Source organism: Gordonia sp. ABKF26, assembly GCF_041103195.1.
GTDB classification, from domain to species: Bacteria; Actinomycetota; Actinomycetes; order Mycobacteriales; family Mycobacteriaceae; genus Gordonia; species Gordonia terrae.
On record NZ_JBGCVZ010000003.1, the window covers coordinates 2,902,198 to 2,922,104 of the forward strand.

Here is a 19,907-nt window from a genome sequence, read left to right on the forward strand (position 1 = left end):
GTACTTCTGAAACAACACACAACAAACAAACACTGTTGTGTGAAAAAGTGTTTCACAAAGTTACGGCGGCTATAGCGGAGGGGAAACGCCCGGCCCCATTCCGAACCCGGAAGCTAAGCCCTCCAGCGCCAATGGTACTGCACCCTAATCAGTGTGGGAGAGTAGGACACCGCCGAACACAATTTCAGAAAGGCCCCGTATTCGATGAAATCTTTTCGTCGGATACGGGGTCTTTCTCGTGTGTCAGCCGCGCCGGTGTCATCGGCGGTCGGCTCTTCCCAGCAAGGTTCGAGAGCATAGATTGGCAGCTATGAATGATCGTGATCGTCCGCGTCGCGAAGGGCGCGGTCAGCGGGACACCCGCGGACAACGCGACGGCGGCCGTGGCGGCCGTCCCGATCGTCCGGGGCGTGACCGGGGGTCTGATCGTGGCAGCCGGCAGCCCGGACCTCCGCTGCCCGATGACGTAGCAGCATCCGACCTCGATCCCGAGGTGCGGCGTGATCTGTTGACACTCGACAAGGCCAATGCGGAGATCGTCGCGCGGCACCTGGTGATGGTGTCGCGCATTCTGCTCGAGGATCCCGCGCAGGCGCTGGAGCACGCACGCGCAGCTCGCGCCCGCGCATCTCGAGTCGGCGTCGTCCGCGAGACCGTTGGCATCGCGGCGTACAACGCAGGGGAGTGGCAGGAGTCGGCGACCGAGCTGCGAGCGGCCAAGCGCATCACCGGCAACCCTGCTCTGCTTCCGCTCATCGCGGATTGCGAGCGCGGTCTCGGGCGGCCAGAGCGGGCGGTCGAGATCGCCCGTGGTGACGAGGGACGCTCGCTGACCGGCGAAGACGCCACGGAGATGCGGATCGTCGAAGCGGGCGCCCGAATGGATCTGGGCGAACCCGAGAAGGCCGTCGTCACGCTCCAGGCCGAGAATCTCACACCGGGGCAGCTCGGTACGGGCCCGGCTCGGCTCTTCTATGCGTATGCGTCGGCACTCGAGGCGGCCGGCCGCCGGGACGACGCGATCACCTGGTTCATGAATGCTGCTGCTGCCGACGTCGACGACGTGACCGACGCCGAGTTCCGTCTCACCGAGCTGGCCAACGACGATGTGCCGGGCGAGAGCGTGTCGATGAACGGCGTCGCTGCCGACATCGACGCCCGGCCTGTCTCCGTCTCCGGCGTCGAACCGGATGCGGCACCCACTTCGGACGTCGCGGCGCCCGTGTCGGCCGGTGAGTCATCTGTCGACGCGGCGACGAGCATTCCGGAAGCCGAGACGCTCCCTCGTGAGATCGACACCGTTGCGGGAACCGCCGATCTGTCGCAGACCTCGACTCCGCCCGAGAGCGCAGTGCACGTGGACGAGGACGAGGAGGACGCCACCTCTGTGGTCGATGCGGAAGCGGAAGCCGTGTCCACCGACGAGGTGGTCACCGAGTCGACGATCGTGGCAGGCGTGCCGAATCCGCTGACCACAGTGGAAGACGCCGACGCACCATCGACCTCGGACGAGTCCGTTGCGGAGGACAACGGCGGTGTCGTCGCGCTCGTCGATCGTCACGATGCACTTCTCCTCGATCTGGACGGCACCGTGTTCGCCGGGCACCGTGCGTTGCCCAATGCCCTCGACGCACTCGCGCGCCTGGCGATACCGCGCTTCTTCGTGACCAACAACGCGAGCCGGCGCCCGTCCGAGGTGGCCGCTCATCTGCGCGAACTCGGGTTCGAGGCGACCGACGACCTTGTCGTGACGAGCGCGCAGTCGGGCGCCCGACTGCTGTCGGAACATCTCGAACCGGGCTCGCGCGCCCTGGTGATCGGTACCGACGGCCTGGCGCAGGAGGTCCGAGAGGTCGGCGTCGGTGTCACGCGGAGTGCCGATGATCGGCCCGCCGCGGTGATCCAGGGGCACTCGCCGGACACCGGGTGGGCGCAGCTGTCGGAGGCCGCCCTCGCGATCCGGGCCGGCGCGCTGTGGATCGCGACGAACGTCGACGCCACCCTGCCGTCCGAGCGTGGGCTGTTGGTGGGGAACGGCTCGATGGTCGCCGCGCTGCGCAACGCGACGGGCAAAGAGCCGATGGTGGCGGGCAAGCCGGCCGCCCCGTTGATGGCCGACGCGATCGCGCGTGCCCGTGCGAGCGCACCGCTGGTCGTCGGGGACCGGCTCGACACCGACATCGAGGGTGGGCACGCCGTCGGTATCGAGAGCGCGCTGGTCCTCACCGGTGTGAGCACCGTCGACGATCTGCTGGCTGCTCCGCCCGAGCAGCGGCCCACCTACGTTCTCGAGGATCTCGCCGGGCTGTTCGTCGACATCGACGCCGTGCGGGTGTCCGACCAGCCCGGATGGGAGATCGAGATCGACGGTTCGACCATTCGGGTCGGAGGCTCCGGGGCGGAGGCCGGTCTGGTGCCCGCTCTCGCCGCGGCGACCTGGTCCGCCGTCGATGCCGGTTCGGCGGATCCGGACGAGTTGCGGGTGGTCGCGGAGGGTGCGGCGAGGACCAAGCTCGAATCTCTCGGTGTCACACTCGTCGGCTAGCGTGGTGCACGATGAATCACCCGAGCGCCTCTCCGGCTGACCAAGGTCCGTCCCGGCCCACCCCGGGTGGGATGCCACGTCGGCAGTTCGATCCGGTGGCCGACGGGTTCGGCACGGCTGATGGGGTGGGCGAGTTGCCTGACGTGGACGCCGAGGTGTCCGAGATCCTCGCGCAGGTCGACGAAATTCGTGAGTCGGTGGGCGACACGTTCTCGCTTGCGGCGCTCGAACGTCAGGCCGGGCTTCTCGAACAGGCCCATGACTCGCTGACCGCAGCCCTCGACGCCGTCGACCGCCGATGACCCCGCCCGGATGCCAGGCGTCGCCGGCGACGCGGTCCTGACCGTGGCCACCAGAGCACGGCTCGATGCCGAACTCGTCCGTCGGGGCCTAGCTCGCTCGCGCGAGCAGGCGCGCGAGCTCGTCGATGCCGGTTCGGTCCGGGTGAACGGGACGGTCGCCTCGAAGGCGGCCACCGGCGTCACCCGCGACACCCCCATCGTCGTCGACGAGGGTCCACGCGACGATTGGGCCTCGCGGGGAGCGCACAAACTCCTCGGTGCCCTCGAGGCCTTCGAGCCGGAGGGTCTCACGGTCGAGGGGCGTCGCTGCCTCGACGCCGGCGCGTCCACCGGCGGCTTCACGGATGTCCTGCTCCGGCGCGGCGCCCGTGAGGTGGTCGCCGCGGATGTCGGTTACGGGCAGCTGATCTGGCGGTTGCAGAACGACGAGCGCGTCGTGGTCCACGACCGGACCAACGTCCGACACCTCGAGCCCGACGCCATCGGCGGCCAAGTCGACCTGGTGGTCGCGGATCTGTCGTTCATCTCGCTGGGGCTGGTGCTCCCCGCACTGGCCCGGTGCTGCGCACCGGGCGCCGACCTGCTGCCGATGGTCAAGCCGCAGTTCGAGGTCGGCAAGGACCGGGTGGGTTCGGGCGGCGTGGTCCGCGACCCGGAACTGCGCGCCGACGCGGTCCTGGCGGTCGCGACCGAAGCCGCCTCCCACGGTCTACGGACCCGGGGCGTGGTCGCGAGCCCGCTGCCCGGGCCGTCGGGGAACGTGGAGTTCTTCCTCTGGCTGCACAAGGAGCGGGCCCACCGGACAGGCGGGGAGTCGGGGCAGGGCGATAGGGTCGACCGGTCGGACTCGACCGACGCGGATCGCACCACCGGGTCCCCGGACGAACTCCGAGCCATGATCGAACAAGCGGTCGCCGCGGGTCCGCGCTGACCGCTCGGGTCGGTGGCGTCGCCGCTCTCCGACACCGCACTCTTTCCAGGCCGCACTTCGATGGAGGGAACCACCAGTGACCGACGAATCGGTGCCGGACCACGACCCCGGTGCCCGCGAGTTCTTGGTGGTCGCCCATACGGGACGCGAGAACGTCATCGAGACCATCGAGGCGATCGCCCGACGCTGTGCGGCCGCCGACGTCGCGCTCCGCGTGGTCGATCACGACACGCTCGACCGCGACGCCCCCGATCACGACGTGCTGTACCGGAACAACGAGGGCGAGTCGCCTCGACCCCCGAACGTCCCGGTCGATCCCGAGTACCTGCGATCGCTGGGCGCCGTCGTCGAGGTCACCACGGCCGAGTCCGCCTCGGCCGAGGGCTGCGAGCTCGTCATCGTCCTGGGAGGTGACGGCACCTTCCTGCGGGCCGCGGAGCTGGCCTACCCGGCCGAGGTCCCGGTCCTCGGTATCAATCTCGGGCACATCGGGTTTCTCGCGGAGGCCGAGGCGCACCGCGTCGACGAGGTCATGAACCAGCTGATCGCCCGGGACTACCGGATCGAACCGCGGATGACCCTCGACATCGCCATCGTCGACCCGACCGACCCGGATCCGCCGACCGCGTGCAGCTGGGCCCTCAACGAGGTCGCGGTACTGAACACGAGCAACAACGGCGTCCTGGAGCTCGTGACCGAGGTCGACGGCCGCCCGGTCTCGGCCTTCGGCGCCGACGGCGTGCTGGTGTCGACGCCGACCGGGTCGACGGCGTACGCCTTCTCGGCGGGCGGGCCGGTGATGTGGCCCGATCTGGAGGCCATCCTGGTCGTGCCGAACAACGCCCATGCACTGTTCGCGCGGCCGATGGTGACCAGTCCGCGATCGCGGATCGCGGTGGAGGTGGACAAGAACGGACGGTCGGCGCTGGCGCTGTGCGACGGCCGGCGCGCGCTCGACGTGCCCGCCGGCGCACGTGTCGAGGTCGTACGCAGCGAACGGTCGGTGCGCTGGATCCGCATCGACTCCGATCCCTTCGCCGACCGACTCGTCACCAAGTTCGCCCTCCCGGTCACGGGATGGCGAGGGAGGCAGGCATAGGCGTGCTCGAAGAGATCTCGATCACCGGTCTGGGTGTCATCGAGGAGGCGCAGGCGCGCTTCCATCCCGGATTCACGGTGCTGACCGGCGAGACCGGTGCGGGTAAGACGATGATCGTCACCAGCCTGCACCTGCTCTCGGGTGCCCGTGCCGACGCTTCGCGAGTCCGGACCGGCGCGGCCAAGGCGATCGTCGAGGGCCGGTTTCGACTCGCGGACAACGGCGCCACGCAGCGGGACCCGGTCGTTGCCGAGATCCTCGACTCGACCGGGGCCGAACTCGACGACGACGACACCGTCATTGCGGTCCGATCGGTCAGCGCCGATGGACGCTCTCGTGCACATCTGGGCGGTCGATCGGTGCCGGTCGGTGTGATGGGTCAACTCACCACCGCGGTCCTGGCCATTCACGGCCAGAACGATCAGTTGCGTCTCCTCCGCCCCGAACATCAGCGGGCCGCGCTCGACACCTTCGCCGGACCCAAGGCCGTCGCGGCGCTCGAGTCGTACCGCAAGGCCCGATCGGCCTGGGTGGAGTTGCTCGACGAGCTCGATGTCCGGCGCGCCAATCACCGCGAGCTCGCGCAGGAGGCCGATCGGCTGCGGTTCGGCATCGACGAGATCGCCGCCGTCGATCCGGTGCCCGGCGAGGACGAGGAGCTGACCGCGACCATCCGTCGGCTCTCCGATCTGGAGTCCATCCGCGGCGCCGCAGATCAAGCCCACCACCTCGTCGCCGGCGACTCGGGATCGTCGGTCATCGAGGGTCTCGGAACGGTGCGGACCCTTCTCGAGACCGCGGCGGACGACACCCTGCGCGACCTCGTGCCGCGCGTGGCCGAAGCGCTCACCGTCATCACCGATGTCGGTGCCGAACTGACCGCATTCACCTCGAGCCTGCCGGCCGACGCCGAGGAGCTCGACAAGTTGCTCGCGCGTCAGGCCGAGCTGAAGACCCTGGTCCGCAAGTACGCACCCGACGTCGACGGGGTGATCGACTGGCGCCGCAAGGCCGAGGCGCGGCTGGCCGAGATCGAGGACCCCCGTGCCTCGATCGAGGAACTCGAGGTCGCCGCGGCGGCTGCGCGCGACCGGGTGCAGACCGCGGCGGAGAAACTCCACACGCTGCGCGCGAAGGCCGCCAAGTCGATGTCCGACAAGGTGTCCCGTGAGCTCAAGGGGTTGGCGATGGGGGACTCGGCGTTGGCGGTCGCGGTCAACCCGGACCCGGCGTCGCCCGATGACCGGTTGGCCGTCACGGTCGGCGGCACCTCGGTGCACGCCGGCGCCGACGGCGCGGACAAGGTCGAGTTCGCGCTCGTCGCCCATCCCGGCGCCACCCCGTTGCCCATCGCGAAGTCGGCGTCGGGCGGCGAACTCTCGCGGGTCATGCTCGCGCTCGAAGTCGTGCTCGCCGCACCGACGTCGGGATCGGTGATGGTCTTCGACGAGGTCGACGCGGGCGTCGGCGGCCGCGCGGCGGTCGAGATCGGAAAGCGGTTGTCGAGGCTGGCCCGGGCCCACCAGGTCATCGTGGTGACCCACCTTCCCCAGGTGGCGGCCTTCGCCGACAACCACCTCGTCATCGGCAAGAGCAAGAAGGGGGCGCTGGTCACCAGCAGTGTGCGCACGCTCGATCGGGACGAGCGGGTCGCGGAGTTGGCCCGCATGCTCGCGGGCCTGGGGGAGTCCGACACCGGGCGCGCCCACGCGGAGGAACTGCTGGCGACCGCGGAGGCGGAGCGCGCCGCCGAGTGACCGCCGACGGGCGGTGAAACACATGGTGCGTGTGTGACAAAAGTTGCTCCTGTTACGGCGCGCCTCCCCGGCTGAAGCATGCCTTCGGCCGATCATGGCCGTCATGAAGATGCCTGCACTGCTCGCGCGTACCACCGAAGAACTGCCTGGCGTGACCGGTATCGCCAGAATTGACAAGAACACGAAACGGCTGCTCAACCGCGTCGGGCCGGGCGACATCGCCATCCTCGACGAGATCGACCTCGACCGCGTGACCGCCGACGCCCTCGTCGAGGCCAACGTGGTGGCCGTGGTCAACGCCTCGCGGTCGATCACCGGCCGGTACCCCAATCTCGGGCCCGAGGTCCTGGTGGCATCCGGCATTGCGCTGCTCGACGACGTGGGTCCGGAGATCTTCAAGCGGGTCAAGGACGGCGCCAAGGTACGGGTCCACAACGACCGGCTGTACGTCGGCGAGCGGCGGCTGGCTCTCGGCACCGAACTCGACGAGCGCGACATCGCCGACATCATGATCGGCGCCAAGGCCGGTCTCGTCGACCACCTCGAGGCGTTCTCCGGCAACACGATCGAGTTCATCCGCAGCGAATCGCCGTTGCTGATCGACGGGGTCGGGGTGCCGGAGATCGACGTCGACGTCGCGGGCCGCCATGTCGTCATCGTCGGCGAAGGCGCCGACCGCGCCGCCGATCTCCGCTCCCTCAAGCCGTTCATCAAGGAGTACCAGCCCGTCATGGTGGGTGTCGGGGCCGGTGCGGACACCCTGATGAAGGCCGGGTACAAGCCCTCGATCGTCGTCGGCGATCCCGAGACCATGAAGACGGCGACGCTGAAATCCGGTGCGCAGCTGGTGCTTCCGGCCGACACCGATGGACACGCGACCGGGCTCGAACGCATCCAGGACCTCGGCATCGGCGCCACGACGTTCCCGGCCGCCGGCTCGGCGGGAGACCTGGCGCTGTTGCTCACCGACTACCACGGTGCCGACCTGATCGTCACCGTCGGCTATCCCGGGTCGCTCGACGACTTCTTCGACCGGTCGCGTCGGGAGAGCAACCCGTCGATGTTCCTGACGCGACTCAAGGTCGGTCAGAAGCTGGTCGACGCGAAGGCCGTCGCCACGCTGTACCGCAGCCGGGTGTCGGGTGCTGCCATCGCCTGTGTCGTCCTCGCGGCGCTGGTGGCCGTGATCGCGGCCGTGATGTTGTCGAACGCGGGCACCGACATCACCGATTGGATCGTCGTGCAGTGGAATGCGCTGCTCGACTGGGCACGAGAGGTTTGGAACAGGTAGCCGATGATCTCGCTACGACAGCACGCGATCTCGCTGGTCGCGGTCTTCCTCGCGCTCGCACTGGGACTCTTTCTCGGGTCGGGTTTCGTCGGTGACCGTGTCAACTCGATGACCGGCACGAGTCGCGACCGCATCGGCGATCTGGAGAACGAGCGCGACGACCTCAATGCAAAGCTCAACGCCTCCAACAGCTTCGACCATGCGATCGCGCCGCGACTCATCGCGGACAAGCTGAAGGGGCAGTCCGTGTTGGTGGTGACCGCGCCCAACGCGGCGGATGCCGATGTCGATGCGGTCAAGGAGTCGATCTCGGGTGCGGGGGCCCGCTTCGGTGGGCAACTCGCCCTGACCGACGCGTTGCTCACCGACGGCAAGTCCGAGGAGCTGCGGACGATCGTCGACCAGACGATCCCGCCGGGCACGATGCTCCGCGCCGAACTGACCGATTCCGGCGGACGGGTGGGTGACCTCCTGGGCGCCCTCGTACTGTCCAACGAGACGGCGCGTCCGGCGTCGTCCGGTGATCGTCGGACGGGTCTCGGCACGCTGCGCGACGGCGGGTTCATCGATTACGCCGACAACGCCATCACCCCGACCGATCTGGTCGTCGTGGTCACCGGCGACGAGTTCGGCCCGGACTCGGGCGCGCAGGGCGCGCTCGTCGGCCGGTTCGCCGCCGCGATGGCGGCACGCGGCGTCGGCGGTGTGCTCGTCGGACGCACGGGTTCGGCGTCGGGCGGATCTCCCATCGCCATCGTCCGCTCGGATCCGTCGCTGGCCAACGCCGTATCGACGGTCGACAACATCGACCAGCCGACCGGCCTCATCACGACGATTCTCGCGCTCACCGCCGAGGTCGACGGCACGACCGGTTCCTACGGCACCGGGGCCGGGGCGACCGCGATCACCGTCGGCGCCGACGGCCGACCCGCCGCCTAGGTGTACTGACCCGGGACGTTAGGTACGGCGTTCGGCGAGTCGGCGTGACATAGGGAAGACCTCCGAGTGAGGTGTGGAGCTGTCTAGGAACCGCTCCTCAACCCGGAGGTCTTCGTGTCTCACCGTAATTCACCGTTGTCCCCGACTGGTCGGTTGCGTCTGGCTCGGTGCGTCGTGGACGACCGGTGGCCACTGCGTCGCGCGGCTGATCGATTCAACGTGTCGGTTACCACGGCCAAACGGTGGGCCGACCGCTACCGCGAGGCAGGGTCAGCCGGAATGGTCGACCGCTCCAGCCGACCCCGGTCGTGTCCGCATCGCACCAGCCGGCGCCGGGAACGCCGGGTCGTCGGGTTACGCGTCTCCCGCCGCTGGGGGCCTGCCAGGATCGCGTTTCACCTGGGGGTGAACGTCTCCACGGTGCACCGCATCCTGACCCGGTACCGATGCCTACGGTTGTCATGGACCGACCCCGCAACAGGGGCGCCCGTACGTGCCCGCAGACGCGAGATTCATCAGTACGAACGCCAAGCGCCCGGAGACTTGATCCACGTTGACATCAAGAAACTCGGCAGAATCCCCGACGGTGGCGGACACCGCATCCACGGACGCGCCCTGGGCGCCCGCAACTCCAGCGCCCACCGCGAGCCCGCACGACCCCGCAAAGTCCACGGCCGCCCCAACCTGGGGTACGCGTTCCTCCACCACGCCGTCGACGACCATTCCCGCTACGCCTACTCAGAGATCCTCGGTGATGAGAAGAAGGAAACCGCGACCGCGTTCATGACCCGGGCAGTGGCGCACTTCGCCTCTATCGGTGTCACCACCGCGCGGGTGATGACCGACAACGGGTCATGTTATCGGTCCCGAATGTTCCGACAGTTGTTGGCCGACAACGGGATCAAGCACAAGTGGACCCGCCCGTACCGGCCGCAAACCAACGGCAAGGTCGAACGCTTCAACCGCACCCTGCAGGAGGAATGGGCCTACGCCCGCCCCTACCTCAGCGAAACCGAACGCGTCGCAGCCTTCCCCGAGTTCCTTCGCACCTACAATCACGAACGCGGCCACACCGCACTGCGAGGCAACTCACCCGTCAGTCGCGTACCCAACCTGGCGGGTCAGTACACCTAGGCCGGGCTCGCCGCCTCGAACGTCAGTACCGCCACGCCCGCCTCCGGTGTGGCGGTGCGGCGTCGGGCGCCGGTGGTGTTACCCTGGAGTCCCGTAGGTAATCAGGGCATCGGCCCCGATTCGGCCGACGGGAGACACTTCTTTTGCGACCACTTCGCCATGTACACGACACCAAGCACATCTTTGTGACCGGTGGCGTTGCTTCTTCACTGGGCAAGGGCCTCACGGCTTCCAGCCTGGGTCAGCTTCTCACCTCACGGGGCCTCCGGGTCACCATGCAGAAACTCGACCCGTATCTGAACGTCGATCCGGGCACTATGAATCCGTTCCAGCACGGAGAGGTGTTCGTCACCGAGGACGGCGCCGAGACCGACCTCGACGTCGGACACTACGAACGCTTCCTCGACCGGAACCTCTCGCAGTCGGCGAATGTGACCACCGGACAGGTGTATTCGACGGTGATCGCCAAGGAACGCCGCGGCGAGTACCTCGGCGAGACCGTCCAGGTCATCCCGCACATCACCGACGAACTCAAGGCGCGCGTGCTGGCCATGGGCGAGCCGGACGCCGACGGCGAGGTACCGGACGTGGTGATCACCGAGATCGGTGGCACGGTGGGCGACATCGAGTCGCTGCCGTTCATCGAGGCCGCGCGTCAGGTGCGCCACGACGTCGGTCGGGACAACGTCTTCTTCCTGCACGTCTCGCTCGTGCCCTACCTCGCGCCGTCGGGTGAGCTGAAGACCAAACCGACCCAGCACTCCGTCGCCGCACTGCGCAACGTCGGTATCCAGCCCGACGCGCTCATCCTGCGCTGTGACCGCGACGTGCCCGAGGGACTCAAGAAGAAGATCGCGCTCATGTGCGACGTCGAACTCGACGGCGTGATCTCCACTCCCGACGCCCCGTCCATCTACGACATCCCGAAGGTGCTCCACAGCGAGCATCTCGATGCCTACGTGGTCCGCAAGCTCGGACTGCCGTTCCGTGACGTCGACTGGACGGTGTGGGGCGAGCTCCTGCGCCGCGTGCACGAGCCGCGGGAGACCGTCCGCGTCGCACTGGTCGGCAAGTACGTCGACCTGCCCGACGCCTATCTGTCGGTGACCGAGGCCATCCGGGCCGGTGGCTTCGCCTGGAAGGCGCGTACCGAGATCAAGTGGGTGCCGTCGGACGAATGCGCCACTCCGGCAGGTGCACAGGCCGCTCTCGGCGACGTCGACGCGATCCTGATCCCCGGCGGCTTCGGCATCCGTGGCATCGAGGGGAAGGTCGGGGCCATCTCGTACGCGCGCCGGCGCGGGATCCCGCTGCTCGGCCTGTGTCTCGGACTGCAGTGCGTGGTCATCGAGGCGGCCCGGTCGGTCGGGCTCGACGAGGCGAGTTCCACCGAGTTCGACCCGGACACACCGCACCCGGTGATCTCGACCATGGCCGATCAGGCCGATGCCGTGGCCGGCGACGCCGACCTCGGCGGCACCATGCGACTCGGTGCCTACGACGCCGTGCTGAAGGCCGGTTCGGTCGTCGCCGAGGCGTACGGGACGCGCGAGGTGTCCGAGCGTCATCGCCACCGCTTCGAGGTCAACAACGCCTACCGCGACAAGATCGCCGATTCCGGACTCGTCTTCTCGGGCACCTCACCCGACGGGCATCTCGTCGAATTCGTCGAGTACCCCAAGTCGGTCCATCCGTATCTCGTTGCCACTCAAGCACATCCGGAGCTGAAGAGCCGGCCGACCCGGCCGCACCCGCTGTTCCGGTCGTTCATCGAGGCGGCGTTGAAGTACAAGGCCGCCGAGCGCCTCCCGGTCGACCTGGGTGACGACTACGAGTCGAATGACGCCCCCGCGGATGCGGTGGCTGCCGTCAACGCGGTCACGGTGGAGCCGGTGGCCGGCCTCGGCGAGACGGCGCTCGACGACTCGGCCGGCCGGAGCTGACCCGTTTTGGGCCACGACTTCGAGGTCAAGGACAGCCGCACCGTCTACGACGGCGCGATCATCACCCTGCGGGTCGACGATGTCGAGATGCCTGGTGGGCGCGTCGCCGAACGTGAGGTCGTCGAGCATTTCGGGGCGGTCGCGATCCTGGCGCGCGACGACGCAGGTCGCGTGGCGATGGTGCGGCAGTACCGCCATCCCCTCGGCCACCGTCTGCTCGAGTTGCCCGCCGGGCTCCTCGACCAGGCCGACGAGGAGCCGTTGGCCGCCGCCAAGCGCGAGTTGGCCGAAGAGACCGACCTCGCCGCCGACTCGTGGCACGTCCTCGTCGACCTCGCGCTCTCACCCGGTTTCACCGACGAGGCGTTGCGGCTGTACCTCGCCGAGGGCCTGCACCATCTCGACGCGGCCGAACGCGTCGACGAAGAGGCCGACATGTCGGTGGAATGGGTGCCGCTCGACGACGCGGTCGCCCAGGTGTTCGCGGGGGAGATCGTCAACGCGACCAGCGTCGCCGGGATCCTGGCCGCGGCGGCCGCCCGGGATTCCACGACCGGCCTGCGCGACGTCGACGCACCGTGGCCGGATGAGCCGACCGCGCTGCGCAACCGTCGGGCCGACGATCGGGGCCGCCGGTCGTGACCCTGGCCGCCGACATCTCGCGATACCTCGACCATCTGACGGTGGAGCGGGGTGCGGCGGCCAACACGGTCTCGTCGTATCGGCGCGACCTCGAGCGGTACCGGCGGTACCTCGACCGCCGGGGGATCTCCGCACTCGACGCGGTGGCCGAGGAAGACATCCGCGAGTTCCTCGTGGAGTTGCGGCGCGGTGACACCGACGCCGGGTTCGCGCCGCTCGCCGACAGTTCGATCGCGCGAACCCTGGTCGCCACCAGGCGCTTTCACAAGTTCGCGATGGACGAGGGGATCGTCGCGACCGACGTCGCACATGATGTCCGGCCGCCTCGTGCCGCACGCCGGCTGCCGAAGTCGCTGCCGGTGGACGAGGTGCTCGCGATCCTCGACGCCGCGGGTGCCGACGACCACCCACGTGGTCTGCGCGACCGCGCGCTGTTGGAGTTCCTCTACAGCTGCGGGGCGCGGATCTCCGAGGCCACCTCGCTGGACGTCGACGATCTCGATCTCGACGACATGCGCGCGGTTCGCCTTCGGGGCAAGGGTGGGAAGGAGCGCCTGGTCCCGCTCGGCGGACCCGCCGTCGACGCACTCGAGGCGTATCTCGTTCGTGGGCGGCCCGCGCTGGTGTCCCGGGCGACGCCCGCACTGTTCCTCAACGCGCGCGGCGGACGGCTGTCCCGGCAGAGCGCCTGGCAGGTGCTCGTCACCGCGGCCGAACGCGCCGGACTCGACAAGGCGGTCTCGCCGCACACGCTGCGGCACAGCTTCGCGACCCACCTCCTCGACGGTGGTGCCGACGTCCGCGTCGTGCAAGAACTCCTGGGACACGCCTCGGTCACCACCACGCAGGTGTACACGCTGGTGACGGTGAACACGATGCGCGAGGTCTATGCCGTCGCACATCCGAGAGCGCGCTGACCCCTCGGATGGCCTCGGGCGCGCCGACGCCGGAATGACCGGGCGGGTGTCCTAGGCTGATACGAGGTTCGGCTGCCGACGGGCGGGCCGGCCGCACCACCGAACAGTGGCGACATCGGCAAGACAGCAGCGGCATCGAACAGAAGCGGCATCGAACAGCGAAGGGAGCGGCGGACACGTGACCACTCCGAGCGCACCGCGGTCTGGCGCCCGTCCGGGAGATCAGTACAGCATCCAGGTGTCGCCCGGTAACGACACCGAGGAAGCCGAGCACGACGCCGATGAGATCGGCCCCACCGGGCGGCCGTATCGCGACGTCCCCGAGCCGGCTCTGCTCGACCGTCACGGACCCGCCACGGTGATCGCGGTCTGCAACCAGAAGGGCGGCGTGGGCAAGACGACGTCGACCATCAATCTCGGTGCAGCCCTTGCCGAATATGGTCGTCGGGTGCTGCTCGTCGACCTCGATCCGCAGGGAGCCCTGTCCGCGGGTCTCGGTGTGCCGCATCACGAACTGGAGCAGACCGTCTACAACCTGCTCGTGCCGCCGCAGGTGGCGACCGACGAGGTCCTCATGCGGACCCGCGTCGACGGCCTCGACCTGCTGCCCAGCAACATCGACCTGTCCGCCGCGGAGATCCAGCTGGTCACCGAGGTGGGTCGCGAGCAATCGCTCGGCCGGGCTCTGCATCCCGTGCTCGATCGCTACGACGTGGTCCTTATCGATTGCCAGCCGTCGCTCGGTCTGCTCACCGTCAACGCGTTGGCCTGCGCCGACACCGTGCTCATCCCGATGGAATGTGAGTACTTCAGCCTCCGCGGACTGGCGCTGCTCACCGACACGATCAACAAGGTGCGCGACCGTCTCAACCCGCGGCTCGACCTCGGCGGCATCCTGGTCACCATGTTCGACGCCCGTACGCTGCACTCGCGCGAGGTGATGGCCCGCGTCGTCGAGGTGTTCGGCGACGCGGTCTACGACACCGTCATCGCTCGAACCGTCCGTTTTCCGGAGACCAGCGTGGCCGGCGAGCCGATCACCTCCTGGGCGCCGAGGTCGGCCGGCGCGAAGGCCTATCGGGCGCTCGCGCGCGAGGTCATCGCCCGCAACGTCAAAGGCGCATGACGCTCGGCACGGATCAGGCGCCGCCCGACGCCGCGACCCCCGACCTCGACGCACCGGCGGGCGAGGACTCGACCGAGGTCGCTCAGGAGCCGGGCTTCCGGGTCAAACTGCGCAACTTCGAGGGCCCGTTCGACCTTTTGCTGAACCTGATCTCGCAACACCGTCTCGATGTGACCGAGGTCGCGCTGCACGAGGTCACCGACGACTTCATCGCCTACACGCGCGAACTCGGTCCGGAGATGGGCCTGGACCAGACGACCGAGTTCCTCGTCGTCGCCGCGACGCTCCTGGATCTCAAGGCGGCCCGCCTGCTGCCGTCCGGAGAGGTCGACGACCCCGAGGATCTGGCTCTGCTCGAGGCGCGGGATCTGTTGTTCGCCCGGCTCCTGCAGTACCGCGCATACAAGCAGGTGGCCGCGCTGTTCGGCGAACTCGAGGCCGCCGCGCTGCAGCGCTACCCACGCGCGGTGTCGCTGGAGAAACGGTTCGAGGATCTGCTGCCCGAGGTGACCCTCGGCGTCGATGCCGACGGCTTCGCCCAGGTCGCCGCGGCGGGGCTGACGCCCCGTCCGGTGCCGACCGTCGGCCTGGACCACCTCCACGACGTGCAGAAGGTGTCCGTCCCGGGCCAGGCGCGTCGGATGGCCTCGCTGCTCAGCGCGGCCTCGGGGACCTGGCTGAGTTTTCGTGAACTGACCGCGGATTGTGCGAACGGGCTGGAGATCGTCGGCAGCTTCCTCGGGCTGCTCGAACTGTTCCGCGAGCGGGCCGTTGCGTTCGAACAGCCCGTGGCGCTCGAGGAACTCGCGGTGATGTGGACGGGCGAACGCGGCGCCGACGACCTGCGCATCGACAAGTCAGAGGATTACGGATGACAGACCAGGTTCCCGAGGTCGAGGTCCTCGACCCGACCAGGACGGCCGGCGGGGAGGACCCGGGTCCGGACGAGCCCGAGCAGACCGCGCTCCACGGCGACGGGGAGTACCTCGACGACGATCGGTTGCGCTCGGCGCTGGAGGCGGTGCTGCTCGTCGTGGACACCCCGGTGACCACCGACGAACTCGCGAACGCGGTCGACCAGGACCGCACGCGGGTCCGGGAGATGCTCAACGCCATGTCGTCGGAGCTCACCGCGTCGGGGAGCGGTTTCGATCTGCGCTTCGCCGGCGACGGCTGGCGCTACTACACCCGCGCGGAGTACGCCCCCTACGTCGAGCGGTTGCTGCTCGACGGGGCACGGTCGAAGCTCACCCGGGCGGCCCTCGAGACCCTGGCGGTCATCGCCTACCGGCAACCGGTCACCCGAGCCCGCGTGAGCGCCATCCGCGGCGTGAACGTCGACGGCGTGATCCGCACGCTCGTCGCCCGTGGACTGATCAACGAGGTCGGCACCGAACCGACCACGAACGCGACGACCTATGCCACCACCGAGTTGTTCCTGGAACGTCTCGGCCTGGCATCCCTAACCGAACTGCCCGATCTGGCGCCGCTGCTGCCCGACGTCGACCTCATCGACGACCTCGACGAGGAACTGCTGTCGGATCCCCGATTCGCCAAACTGTCCTCTCAACCGTCAGACTCGAAGGAACTGATCATCGACGGTGGCACCACCACCGACTCACAGGACTGAGAGAACATGGCATCCGCTGGCCGAGATGGCTCACCGGGAAAACGCCGCAAGGGCGCGCCCGCACAACAGCCGCGAACCAAGAAGACCCACCGCAAGGGGTCGTCGAAGCCGAACGCCGAAGTGGGCAAGATCCGGCTCAACAATGCACGGCCGGCGCGCCACCAGACGCCCGCCGATGAGAATCAGGGCGCCGGAGCCAACTACGTCGAGGACGGCGTTCGGTTGCAAAAGGTGCTCGCCCAGGCCGGCGTGGCGTCGCGACGCGGTGCCGAAGAACTGATCGCAGCCGGTCGTGTCGAGGTCGACGGTGAGATCGTCACCGAGCAGGGTCTGCGGATCGATCCGAACACCGCCATCATCCGCGTCGACGGTGCACGCGTGATCATGGACGAGACCCGTCAGTACCTGGCGTTCAACAAGCCCAAGGGCTGGCAGTCGACCATGTCGGACGATCAGGGTCGTCCCTGCGTCGGTGATGTCGTCGCCGAGCGGGTCATGGCGGGGCAGCGACTGTTCCACGTCGGCCGCCTCGACGCCGACACCGAGGGTCTGCTGCTGCTGACCAACGACGGCGAACTCGCGCACCGATTGATGCATCCGTCGTTCGAGGTGCCCAAGACCTATCTGGCGACCCTCAAGGGTGAGGTGCCGCGCGGGATCGCGCGACGCATGCGGGAGGGCGTCGACCTCGAAGACGGTCCCGTCCTGGTCGACAGGTTCACCGTGATCGAGGTCCACGAGGGGCAGTCGCTGGTGCGGATCACGCTGCACGAGGGGCGCAACCGGGTGGTGCGCCGGATGATGGACGAGGTCGGCTACCCCGTCGTCAAACTGGTTCGCACACACGTCGGTTCGGTGGCACTCGGCGAACAGCGCCCGGGCAGTCTGCGTGTTCTGGGCAGCGACGAGGTCGGTGGGTTGTACAAGGCGGTCGGCCTGTGAGCGAGGGCACGTCGGGGTTCGCAGGCGGGACCACGCACGTCGTCGCCATCGACGGCCCGGCGGGCACCGGGAAGTCGTCGGTGTCGAAACTGCTCGCGGCGAAGGTCGGGGCCAGCTACCTCGACACCGGCGCCATGTATCGGGCGGTGACGCTCGCCGTTCTCGATGCCGGTGTGGCGCTGGATGATCCGGCCGGTATCGCCCGTGTGGCGGCCGGCGTCGACATCGAGTTGGTCCCGGACGGAGACGGTGCCAAGGTCTTCCTCGACGGCCGCGACGTGTCCGGTCCGATCCGGACCGACCACGTCACGAGCGCCGTGTCGGCCGTCTCGGCGGTCGCCGAGGTGCGCACGAAACTGGTTGCGCTGCAACAGCAGAACGCACAGGGCCGGTTCGTGGTCGTCGAGGGCCGCGACATCGGCACCGTGGTGTTCCCCGACGCCGACGTCAAGATCTTCTTGACCGCGACGCCCGAGGCGCGCGCCGAGCGGCGGCACAAGCAGAATCTGGCCGGCGGACGCGACAGCGACTACGACGCGGTGCTGGCGAGTGTGAACCGGCGCGACCATCTCGACTCGACGCGCAAGGTCTCGCCGCTGCGCGCGGCCGACGACGCGACCGTCGTCGACACCAGTGACAAGACCCTCGACGAGGTGCTCGAGGAACTGAGCGGCCTCGTGGCGACCCGGATCGGAGCTGTGGAACGGTGAGCGACAACTACTCGGACGATCTCACCGCGCTGCCCGGTGACGGCACGTGGTCGGACGAATCCGACTGGCAGCTGACCGATGTCGGGGGCTCCGACGACGCGTCCGGCGTCGAACACATGCCGGTGGTGGCGATCGTCGGACGACCCAACGTGGGCAAGTCGACGCTCGTCAACCGCATCCTGGGCCGACGGGAAGCCGTGGTCGAGGACATCCCGGGCGTGACCCGTGACCGTGTGTCGTACGCGGCCTCGTGGTCGGGTCGCCGGTTCACCGTCGTCGACACCGGTGGCTGGGAGCCCGACGCGAAGGGGCTGCAGCAGGCCGTCGCCGCGCAGGCCGAGCTGGCGATGCGCACCGCCGACGCGATCGTCGTCGTGGTCGACGCCACGGTCGGTGCGACCGCGACCGACGAGGCCGTCGCGCGGGTCCTCCGGCGGTCGAAGACCCCGGTCATCCTGTGTGCCAACAAGGTCGACAGCGAACGTCTCGAGTCCGACACCGCGTCCCTGTGGTCGCTGGGGCTCGGCGAGCCGTATCCCGTGTCGGCGGCACACGGCCGCGGGGCCGGCGATCTGCTCGACATCATCCTGGACAAGCTGCCCGAGACCCCGCGGGAGGCACCGACTCTCGGTGGTCCCCGTCGCGTCGCGCTCGTGGGCAAGCCGAACGTCGGCAAGAGTTCGCTGCTGAACAAGCTCACCGGTACCGAGCGGTCGGTGGTCGACAACGTCGCCGGGACGACCGTCGACCCGGTCGACGAGCTCGTCGAACTCGGCGGCAGGACGTGGAACTTCGTCGACACCGCGGGTCTGCGCCGCAAGGTGCGGACCGCGAGCGGACACGAGTACTACGCGTCACTGCGGACGCGGTCGGCGCTCGACGCGGCCGAGGTGGCGATCCTGCTGATCGACGCGTCGGAACCGATCACCGAACAGGACCTGCGGGTGCTGTCGCTCATCATCGAGAGCGGGCGTGCGCTCGTGATCGCGTTCAACAAGTGGGATCTCGTCGACGAGGATCGTCGGTACCAGTTGGACAAGGAGATCGATCGCGAGCTGGCACGCGTGCCGTGGGCGCGCCGGGTCAACATCTCGGCGTCGACCGGCCGGGCCGTCCAGAAGCTGGTGCCCGCGTTGGAATCCGCGCTCGACTCGTGGGACAAGCGCATCTCGACCGGCCCGCTGAACAACTGGCTCAAGGACGTCATCGCCGCCAACCCGCCGCCGCTGCGCGGTGGCCGACAGCCGCGCGTGATGTTCGCGACTCAGGCCTCGGTCCGGCCGCCGACCTTCGTGCTGTTCACCACCGGTTTCCTCGAGGCGGGCTATCGCCGCTTCCTCGAGCGGCGGCTGCGTGAGGAATTCAACTTCGACGGTTCGCCGGTCCGGGTCAACGTCCGTGTCCGCGACAAGCGGGAGCAACGCCGAAAGCGCTGAACTGCTGTCTGTCTGTGGCGCACGACACCCGCTGTGAGATACTGCGTCTCGTGCTCATCCTGGCAATCATCGTATTCGGCATGGTCATCGGCGCCCTCGCGCAGATCCTCCTCGGCGGCAAGAACCTGCGCACCGTCGACTGGGGTCTCGCCCTGGTCGCCGGACTCGTCGGCTCCTTCGTCGGTGGACTGCTCATCAGTCTGCTCTCCGGCGACGGACTCGAACTCCGCCCCAGCGGCATCATCGGCTCCCTCGTGGGCGCGGTCCTGGTGACCGCCGGGTGGATCTGGTTCAAGAAGCGTTCGGCGGTCTAGCAGCCGGTGTCAGATGTAGCGCTCCGTAGCGGTAGAAGCAACGACTCACTACATCTGGCCACCGGCCCGAAATGAGGCCTGACCAGGCGATTGGTTCGGGACCGTGCTCGTCGGCTAGGCTTTACCTCGCTCCGCTTCTCCAGGGAGCAACGGGCTGTGGCGCAGTTTGGTAGCGCACTTGACTGGGGGTCAAGTGGTCGCAGGTTCAAATCCTGTCAGCCCGACAGAAAACCCTGATGAGCATTGCTC

19 protein-coding genes, 1 tRNA gene and 1 rRNA gene are annotated in these 19,907 nt (G+C 68.5%); all 21 read left to right on the top strand.

All coding sequences use genetic code 11. From position 1 onward, the window contains the following. Nucleotides 1-61 precede the first annotated feature (61 nt). Nucleotides 62-178 (top strand): 5S ribosomal RNA (rrf, locus tag AB4Z55_RS13350). 136 nt (nt 179-314) lie between these two features. Further along, nucleotides 315-470, top strand: coding sequence for a hypothetical protein (locus AB4Z55_RS13355; RefSeq protein WP_369519863.1), 156 nt, complete (start codon nt 315-317; stop codon nt 468-470). 38 nt (nt 471-508) lie between these two features. Further along, a complete protein-coding gene (locus AB4Z55_RS13360) occupies nt 509-2,545 on the top strand; it encodes an HAD-IIA family hydrolase (protein ID WP_369519864.1) in 2,037 nt (678 codons plus the stop codon). An 11-nt stretch (nt 2,546-2,556) separates the two neighbouring features. After that, entirely contained in the window at nt 2,557-2,847 is a 291-nt protein-coding gene (locus AB4Z55_RS13365) for a hypothetical protein (protein ID WP_004022223.1), read from the top strand. Nucleotides 2,848-2,890: 43 nt separating this feature from the next. After that, entirely contained in the window at nt 2,891-3,778 is an 888-nt protein-coding gene (locus AB4Z55_RS13370) for a TlyA family RNA methyltransferase (RefSeq protein WP_004022222.1), read from the top strand. Between the two features lie 76 nt (nt 3,779-3,854). Further along, nucleotides 3,855-4,877, top strand: a complete 1,023-nt coding sequence (locus tag AB4Z55_RS13375) for an NAD kinase (protein WP_239399244.1) — start codon at nt 3,855-3,857, stop codon at nt 4,875-4,877. Between the two features lie 2 nt (nt 4,878-4,879). Then, complete coding sequence (gene recN / locus AB4Z55_RS13380; RefSeq protein WP_239399242.1) at nt 4,880-6,634, top strand: DNA repair protein RecN; 1,755 nt, start codon at nt 4,880-4,882, stop codon at nt 6,632-6,634. Between the two features lie 103 nt (nt 6,635-6,737). Beyond that, complete coding sequence (gene steA / locus AB4Z55_RS13385) at nt 6,738-7,925, top strand: putative cytokinetic ring protein SteA (protein WP_369519865.1); 1,188 nt, start codon at nt 6,738-6,740, stop codon at nt 7,923-7,925. Nucleotides 7,926-7,928: 3 nt separating this feature from the next. Continuing rightward, nucleotides 7,929-8,864: a copper transporter gene (locus AB4Z55_RS13390; protein ID WP_239399240.1), complete on the top strand. Its 936-nt coding sequence runs from the start codon at nt 7,929-7,931 to the stop codon at nt 8,862-8,864. A gap of 114 nt (nt 8,865-8,978) precedes the next feature. Next, a complete protein-coding gene (locus tag AB4Z55_RS13395) occupies nt 8,979-9,998 on the top strand; it encodes an IS481 family transposase (RefSeq protein ID WP_369519866.1) in 1,020 nt (339 codons plus the stop codon). A 143-nt stretch (nt 9,999-10,141) separates the two neighbouring features. Next, complete coding sequence (locus tag AB4Z55_RS13400; protein WP_004022217.1) at nt 10,142-11,941, top strand: CTP synthase; 1,800 nt, start codon at nt 10,142-10,144, stop codon at nt 11,939-11,941. A gap of 6 nt (nt 11,942-11,947) precedes the next feature. Beyond that, nucleotides 11,948-12,583: an NUDIX hydrolase gene (locus AB4Z55_RS13405; protein WP_064572064.1), complete on the top strand. Its 636-nt coding sequence runs from the start codon at nt 11,948-11,950 to the stop codon at nt 12,581-12,583. Continuing rightward, on the top strand, nt 12,580-13,500 hold the full coding sequence (gene xerD / locus AB4Z55_RS13410) for a site-specific tyrosine recombinase XerD (RefSeq protein ID WP_004022215.1): 921 nt from the start codon (nt 12,580-12,582) through the stop codon (nt 13,498-13,500). Before AB4Z55_RS13405 ends, xerD begins: the two co-directional genes overlap by 4 nt. Before the next feature lie 178 nt (nt 13,501-13,678). Beyond that, a complete protein-coding gene (locus tag AB4Z55_RS13415; RefSeq protein WP_101821374.1) occupies nt 13,679-14,626 on the top strand; it encodes a ParA family protein in 948 nt (315 codons plus the stop codon). Continuing rightward, nucleotides 14,623-15,501, top strand: a complete 879-nt coding sequence (locus AB4Z55_RS13420; RefSeq protein ID WP_248642837.1) for a ScpA family protein — start codon at nt 14,623-14,625, stop codon at nt 15,499-15,501. The genes AB4Z55_RS13415 and AB4Z55_RS13420 overlap by 4 nt, the downstream gene beginning before the upstream one ends. Continuing rightward, a complete protein-coding gene (scpB, locus tag AB4Z55_RS13425) occupies nt 15,498-16,256 on the top strand; it encodes an SMC-Scp complex subunit ScpB (RefSeq protein ID WP_239399234.1) in 759 nt (252 codons plus the stop codon). The genes AB4Z55_RS13420 and scpB overlap by 4 nt, the downstream gene beginning before the upstream one ends. Before the next feature lie 6 nt (nt 16,257-16,262). Continuing rightward, on the top strand, nt 16,263-17,198 hold the full coding sequence (locus AB4Z55_RS13430) for a pseudouridine synthase (RefSeq protein WP_064572061.1): 936 nt from the start codon (nt 16,263-16,265) through the stop codon (nt 17,196-17,198). After that, nucleotides 17,195-17,908 (top strand): (d)CMP kinase, encoded by a 714-nt coding sequence (gene cmk / locus AB4Z55_RS13435; RefSeq protein ID WP_369519867.1) that lies wholly within the window; start codon nt 17,195-17,197, stop codon nt 17,906-17,908. The genes AB4Z55_RS13430 and cmk overlap by 4 nt, the downstream gene beginning before the upstream one ends. After that, nucleotides 17,905-19,344 carry a ribosome biogenesis GTPase Der gene (gene der / locus AB4Z55_RS13440; RefSeq protein ID WP_369519868.1) on the top strand — a complete coding sequence of 480 codons (1,440 nt, stop codon included), beginning with the start codon at nt 17,905-17,907 and terminating at the stop codon, nt 19,342-19,344. Before cmk ends, der begins: the two co-directional genes overlap by 4 nt. A gap of 50 nt (nt 19,345-19,394) precedes the next feature. After that, complete coding sequence (locus AB4Z55_RS13445) at nt 19,395-19,658, top strand: GlsB/YeaQ/YmgE family stress response membrane protein (protein WP_033204961.1); 264 nt, start codon at nt 19,395-19,397, stop codon at nt 19,656-19,658. A 150-nt stretch (nt 19,659-19,808) separates the two neighbouring features. Beyond that, nucleotides 19,809-19,882, top strand: a tRNA-Pro gene (locus tag AB4Z55_RS13450). Nucleotides 19,883-19,907: the final 25 nt, after the last annotated feature.

Excerpts from the sequence above, each read along its gene's own strand:
- AB4Z55_RS13355 (WP_369519863.1), top strand. The coding sequence starts at position 315 with ATGATCGTGATCGTCCGCGTCGCGAAGGGCGCGGTCAGCGGGACACCC.
- AB4Z55_RS13365 (WP_004022223.1), top strand. The coding sequence starts at position 2,557 with ATGAATCACCCGAGCGCCTCTCCGGCTGACCAAGGTCCGTCCCGGCCC.
- steA (WP_369519865.1), top strand. The coding sequence starts at position 6,738 with ATGAAGATGCCTGCACTGCTCGCGCGTACCACCGAAGAACTGCCTGGC.
- AB4Z55_RS13390 (WP_239399240.1), top strand. The coding sequence starts at position 7,929 with ATGATCTCGCTACGACAGCACGCGATCTCGCTGGTCGCGGTCTTCCTC.
- AB4Z55_RS13420 (WP_248642837.1), top strand. The coding sequence starts at position 14,623 with ATGACGCTCGGCACGGATCAGGCGCCGCCCGACGCCGCGACCCCCGAC.
- scpB (WP_239399234.1), top strand. The coding sequence starts at position 15,498 with ATGACAGACCAGGTTCCCGAGGTCGAGGTCCTCGACCCGACCAGGACG.
- AB4Z55_RS13430 (WP_064572061.1), top strand. The coding sequence starts at position 16,263 with ATGGCATCCGCTGGCCGAGATGGCTCACCGGGAAAACGCCGCAAGGGC.